7 protein-coding genes are annotated in these 5,193 nt (G+C 57.5%); 3 read left to right on the top strand and 4 right to left on the bottom strand.

What is annotated here, in order from left to right; genetic code table 11:
* Both AC1DN0_RS40130 and AC1DN0_RS40125 read left to right on the top strand, forming a co-directional pair.
* On the top strand, positions 1–381 hold a 381-nt coding region (locus AC1DN0_RS40130), incomplete at its 5' end, for an SDR family oxidoreductase (RefSeq protein ID WP_477146555.1).
* A gap of 207 nt (positions 382–588) precedes the next feature.
* Positions 589–954, top strand: a complete 366-nt coding sequence (locus AC1DN0_RS40125) for a tetratricopeptide repeat protein (protein ID WP_441632275.1) — start codon at positions 589–591, stop codon at positions 952–954.
* A 276-nt stretch (positions 955–1,230) separates the two neighbouring features.
* Here the strand turns inward: AC1DN0_RS40125 and AC1DN0_RS40120 are convergent, their stop codons facing one another.
* Complete coding sequence (locus AC1DN0_RS40120; RefSeq protein WP_441632277.1) at positions 1,231–1,419, bottom strand: cold-shock protein; 189 nt, start codon at positions 1,417–1,419, stop codon at positions 1,231–1,233.
* Positions 1,420–1,946: 527 nt separating this feature from the next.
* On the opposite strand from AC1DN0_RS40120, the gene AC1DN0_RS40115 reads away from it, so the two are divergent.
* Entirely contained in the window at positions 1,947–2,390 is a 444-nt protein-coding gene (locus tag AC1DN0_RS40115) for a GNAT family N-acetyltransferase (protein WP_441632279.1), read from the top strand.
* Positions 2,391–3,465: 1,075 nt separating this feature from the next.
* Here the strand turns inward: AC1DN0_RS40115 and AC1DN0_RS40110 are convergent.
* The 3 genes from AC1DN0_RS40110 to AC1DN0_RS40100 all read right to left on the bottom strand — a co-directional run bounded on the left by AC1DN0_RS40110 (position 3,466) and on the right by AC1DN0_RS40100 (position 5,091).
* Positions 3,466–3,585: a copper-binding protein gene (locus tag AC1DN0_RS40110; protein WP_477146556.1), complete on the bottom strand. Its 120-nt coding sequence runs from the start codon at positions 3,583–3,585 to the stop codon at positions 3,466–3,468.
* A 354-nt stretch (positions 3,586–3,939) separates the two neighbouring features.
* Complete coding sequence (locus AC1DN0_RS40105; RefSeq protein WP_441632283.1) at positions 3,940–4,266, bottom strand: hypothetical protein; 327 nt, start codon at positions 4,264–4,266, stop codon at positions 3,940–3,942.
* 255 nt (positions 4,267–4,521) lie between these two features.
* The gene (locus AC1DN0_RS40100; RefSeq protein ID WP_441632285.1) at positions 4,522–5,091 is read right to left on the bottom strand and encodes a carboxymuconolactone decarboxylase family protein; all 570 of its coding nucleotides are present in this window, start codon (positions 5,089–5,091) and stop codon (positions 4,522–4,524) included.
* Positions 5,092–5,193: the final 102 nt, after the last annotated feature.

Here is a 5,193-nt window from a genome sequence, read left to right as displayed (position 1 = left end):
GCCCTAACCGACGATGACTTCGCATTCAGCCTAGCCAATAAGCTGATGGGGCAAGTCAATCTTGTCCGGTATGGGGTTCCATACATCTCCCAGGGCGGCTCGGTTACGCTCACCAGTGGCCTGCTCGCGCAGCATCCGATGCTCGGTGGCGCTGCAGTGAGCACCGTGAACGCCGGCATCGAGGCGTTCGGGCGGGCAGCAGCGCTCGAATTGCAAGGCAAGATTCGCGTGAATGTCGTCAGCCCGGGATGGGTGTCGGAGACGCTCGAAGCGATGGGACGCGACCCTGCAAAGGGTGTTCAGGCGGCGGTGGTCGCACAGGTTTACCAGAAATGTATTCTGGAAGACATTTCCGGGCAGGTGGTCTCGGTCACCCACTGAATCGCATCGTCGACGCGCCGCTCCAAGTTCCATGGCAAAGTGTGGTTGGTACGAAGTTGGCGGTAAGCCATCCAGCAACATTCGTCATCGTGTCCGTTCTCGCCGACCACGTTCCCTTCATTCGCGCGTTGGCCTTGAAACGAAGCCGCGGTACGGGCCCAGTGTATAGGTCCGCAGTACGCTTGTCGGGCGAGAGGGAGGAGGGCCATGACCATGCCAAATTTCTCGATAGCGCCGCTGGAGCAACGACTCGCCGCTGGCCAGGACTCCGTTCTGCTCAGAGTCACGCTTGCACTGGCGTACCAGCAACAAGGAGAGTTGGCCACTGCCGTTCCTCATCTTGTCAAAGCTACCGAGTTAGACCCGCACTATTCTGGCGCTTGGCGGGCCCTCGGGGTTCTCTACGTGGACCTCGGCCAAGATGCGAATGCGCGTGTAGCATTTCGGAAGGGAATCGAAGCCGCGAGAGACCATGGCGACAAACAAGCTGAAAAAGAAATGATTGTGCGTCTTCGACGTTTGGACCGGCAATCAAGCGCTGCTGGCGGTCAGTCAGGGGAGGCCAAGACGTAGTCGTGCACGAGAGAAGTATCGCCCGAGCAACACCTGCCCAATCTRCCGCCCGAGCTCGAGAGTCAACCTCACTTTGACTTCGGCTGCGCGAGAGCCCGATGGAATGCGGCCACCTCAGTTCAGGGCTGGGGCGTGCTTCCGAAAAAAATCTCCGAAAATAAAAATTCCTGCAAACCGTTTGCAAGGATTCTGGGCAATCACCCCGGTTACAACACCTATGTGAAATGGGTGGCGCTATTAGAAAGGCTCTCATTTTGTACTGCTGGACACGAGCGCCTATAGCTTACGAATCTTTGATGCTTGTGGGCCTTTTTGGCCTTGCGTGACTTCGAACTCTACTTTCGCGCCTTCCTCGAGCGTCTTGAACCCGGCACCTTGGATTTCCGAGTGATGCGCGAACAGGTCTTTGCCGGCATTGTCCGGCGTGATAATGCCGTAGCCCTTCTCGTTGTTAAACCACTTCACGATACCAGTTGCCCTCTCATCCTCGAAGCCAAAAGCATGCAAACTTGCATGCAAGGAAAGTTGTCAAAACGCTGAGCTCCGGCGCGGGATTCGCTGCCAGCAGCTTTTGTGTCCTTAGCATATCGTGTCGCCTCCCTAGCACCAAGCGGTCCGTCGCTCGGGTTTACCTTCGGCGATGGACAACCGGGCGAGGGTGGGATGCTGGTGGGAGTGATGTCCTTTGGGATAAGACTTGAGCATAGGAGGCTCGGGTCTGATGGAACCAATCGCGACGTGTGAGCGGAACCTCGCCTCATTTGTCGTGGACTCAGGACTTCACTTGGCCGTCGCATGCGGAATTAAAAATCGTTCATATCAGAATTAATTAATTCGACGTTGGCTGGCGCTCGGCGAAAGCCGAAGAATAGCGCAGGCGGAGATTATGGTTGAAGCAGTGCTACCCATACATTTGGCCGATGGCATGCCTCTAATTCTTGCGACATACTGCCTCAAGGTTTGCACGTGTGTCGGAAGGCAGGATAAAAAGAATGATAAAAGATATGCGGATTCGTGCGGCCAGGTCGGCAGATATGCAAGCCATCTCGCAGGTGTTCCATTCCTGCGGTTTGCCGAGCGGCGATATAGACACCACGGGGCGCTTTTGCAGTCTGGCCGTCCTAGGTGAGAACGTAATCGGCTGCGCCTGCGGCGAAATGTATGGCGAGACGGCCATCATCCAAGCCGTCGCGGTTTTAGGTGAGTACCGGGGTCACCGCGTTGCCACCCACCTTGTAAGGGCCATCTTGATGCGCGCCCGTGCCAATGGCTGCACCAAGGCTACAGTGCTCACGCCTGAGCATCCCACATTCTTTGCCCGTTTCGGGTTTACGCTTACCGCCTTGGACGACATGCCGCAGGAAATGCAGCTATCGAAGGAATTCCTTCGACGCTTTGGCGCGAGGACGCATTACATGTGCCGTCGACTCGATTGAAGCCCCATGGCGACTAACGAGCATCGTGATGCTGATAGCAGCGGCGCTGGTTCTTGCCTTGGTCTTCCGTGCGCTATATCTGCATATACAGGTGGCGCACGCAGAGTTGATTCGCCGTGACACGAAAGGTGTGCTCAGCTATGAGGTGCGGCGGCGCGTTTATATGGAGATACTTCCCTTGCATGTTTCGCGATACCCCGAGCCCAGGGAGGTGCGCACCCGTGTACTTCGGCTTACTGGTGTGGTGCTGTGGCGCAAAGCATTAAGCATCGCACTGCCCACCGAATCTTGCGCGCGCCTTGGGGATGTCTCTGCTAGGGAATTTGATGGCCGCTTCCCCCCGTGCTTGCAGCTGGGCCCATCTCGGGGATGGTAGCAGGGTATGAACGCACCCCCCCCCAGTTTCGTGGTCGCAACCTCGGTCATTCGGACTACCTCAATTGGGGTACGGCGCAATTGGGAGAGCCTACCCAGAGCGGTCACATCGGCGCCGCTCGCGCCTAAGCGCGCCCACAGGTACCTGGTTCCGCTCGCTGCGGGGATATGGCTAACGTGACACAAGTTTGGGAATCGTCCCACCAGGTGGCCGTTGAGTCAGGCTAAGGCCTGGGTCCGTCAATGCGAGGGGGTCACGGTGCCCGTGCCATTGGCCGACTTGCTGCACGCGCGGCTGCTCACCAGCTTGGCGAAAGGCCGTGAAAGTTTGGACGGGACCGCGATTGAACTTGCCACAGCGGTGGACGCAGCACTGGGCTGAAGCAGCTTCGATTAGGTGGCGCGAGACCCCGTTGGAATGTGGTCGTGCGGCAGCGGGGCTCGGCACTGGCAGGCCGGAAAGCGCTAACTCGGGCGGGAAATGGCTAAACTCGATACCTACGTTTGCTAAAAACTTCTTCCTCAGCAAGAGTCCTATAAAAATCAATATTTAGAACTCGTAAAGTGCTTAGGTAGGCTAGCGCCTTGCGCCAGAGTGTCGTTTAAGGAGGGAGCTGGCGCGCGGCGCACGCCGGTTGATGGGCCTTGCGATTTAGCCGTGGGCGCGGCATTGATATCTGGCGTCTCGCGCTCCCTGGTCTTACCTTGGTTCAATGCGGATAACTGTAGCGCCACTGTTGACCTTATCGAAGGTCGCATTGACCTTATCGCCTTCCTTCGGCTTGGAGAGGCTCGCTTTATCCTTCACCGGGAATGACATCGTCATGGCCGACATRCCAAGGTTCTCAATGGGGCCGTGTTTGAGGGTACCTTGCCATTTGCTGCGTCAACCTAGAGGCTCAGCAAGGGCCGTGCCTCCGAAGCCGTCAAGGGTCAACGGTCGGCCACTGTCTTGCGTCAGAACCTCTTTCAGAGTGGGACAAGCAGCGCAACTGTCGTTGCGGATTGTGCGCCGAGCCTATCCGCATTCGCGCGAGGCGGTGCCTCACGCGGAATCCCTGGGTAGAAAGCGGCATCCTGATGCCCTTGTATTTGCAGCGCGGTCTCTCTCTTTGCCCTGCCGTTTCGCCCATAGGCGCGAGTCTGTCCCTGTCTTGCGGGGCGGTTTCTTCTGTTAGTCGTCGTGCCCGTGCCGGCGGTGTTCACCGTGCTCACGGCGGCCCCGCCCGTGCCAGTGCCGCTCGCCTTGGTGGTCGTCATTATCGCGTTTCCGCCAGTAGGGGGCGGTGTAGACGGGCGCAGGAATCACGACCACAGGGCGAGAAACGTAGACTGGCCGCGGTGCTGCGTACACCGGCGGGGGCGCATAGACTGGCGCTGGTTCTGCGTAGACGACGCCAGGAACGCCGATTCCAATATCCACGTTTACATGCGCTTGCGCAATGGAACCGATTACGAGTAGTGCACCGCCAAGTGCTCCAATGATTGCGATTCGTTTCATTCTTTTCTCTGGATTAGATTAGGCGGGTGTAACTTTACTTGTCCCGGCCATCGGCGATGGTTGCCGACAAAATGCTATCAGGCGCCCGCTTCAAACGCAAAACAGGTTGTTTGGCATTTATACGACACAGCCGCTCCCAAACTCCGGGGCGGTGTAATCATGCGAAGCTGTTTCCAGGGCCGTGATTGAGGCTACAACTTGCTGTACATGCCTTCGGCCCTGCCAGGAAATTTTGACGATACTGTAGCGACCCTGCTAGCCGACCGACAACGCGGGTCCGCTGGCTTTCGAATGGAATACGTGGCTGGTATAGCTGTCTAGCGTATTCGCCGCGATTGCCAGAATGATGTCCAGAATATTTTTTTCACAGTAGCCAGCATGAAAAAATGTCTTGACCTCATGCTCGCTAGGGCGACCGCGATGGATGAACATGGCCCGTGTAAAGCTGACGAGGGCGCGAAGCCGGGCATCGGCCAGAGGCTTGCCGGCACGGATTGCCGCCACTATCTTTCCAAATGTCTCACTGGCGATGCAGGCGGCCTCGCCAGATGCCGCCCTATCGTAGTTGCGGCCACTAGCAACCGCGAGTACGAGAAAGACAACACGCTGTTCGAGCGGGCTCAGGGTTGAGTCCTGACTCAACGCCCGGCAGCAAATCTGGTACGTGGCAAACAATGCTGGCGCAGCGGCCATGGGGGCGTTCGTGGTCGGGATGGCGTCCGTCTCATCGATTGCCTCGCAACGGGTGTCACTATCATTGGCAGGCACGATTTCATGTTCGGCAACGCACAGCGAAAGGCCAGTACCATCAAGCATGTTCTTCATCGCTCAAGTTTAAGTTGGGTGATTGCTGTTTGGTCTGCTTGCGACGAGTCGGCAATGAACGCTCACACCGCAGACGCTCGGCACTCATCCTCGACCTATCGC

The organism is Cupriavidus sp. 05N39, from assembly GCF_056397325.1.
This window is presented reverse-complemented; position numbering and strand designations above follow the sequence as displayed.

What these genes read in the sequence shown, in the direction of transcription:
- AC1DN0_RS40125 (WP_441632275.1), top strand. Translation starts at nt 589, where the DNA reads ATGACCATGCCAAATTTCTCGATAGCGCCGCTGGAGCAACGACTCGCC.
- AC1DN0_RS40115 (WP_441632279.1), top strand. Translation starts at nt 1,947, where the DNA reads ATGATAAAAGATATGCGGATTCGTGCGGCCAGGTCGGCAGATATGCAA.
- AC1DN0_RS40110 (WP_477146556.1), bottom strand. Translation starts at nt 3,585, where the DNA reads ATGTCATTCCCGGTGAAGGATAAAGCGAGCCTCTCCAAGCCGAAGGAA.
- AC1DN0_RS40105 (WP_441632283.1), bottom strand. Translation starts at nt 4,266, where the DNA reads ATGAAACGAATCGCAATCATTGGAGCACTTGGCGGTGCACTACTCGTA.
- AC1DN0_RS40100 (WP_441632285.1), bottom strand. Translation starts at nt 5,091, where the DNA reads ATGAAGAACATGCTTGATGGTACTGGCCTTTCGCTGTGCGTTGCCGAA.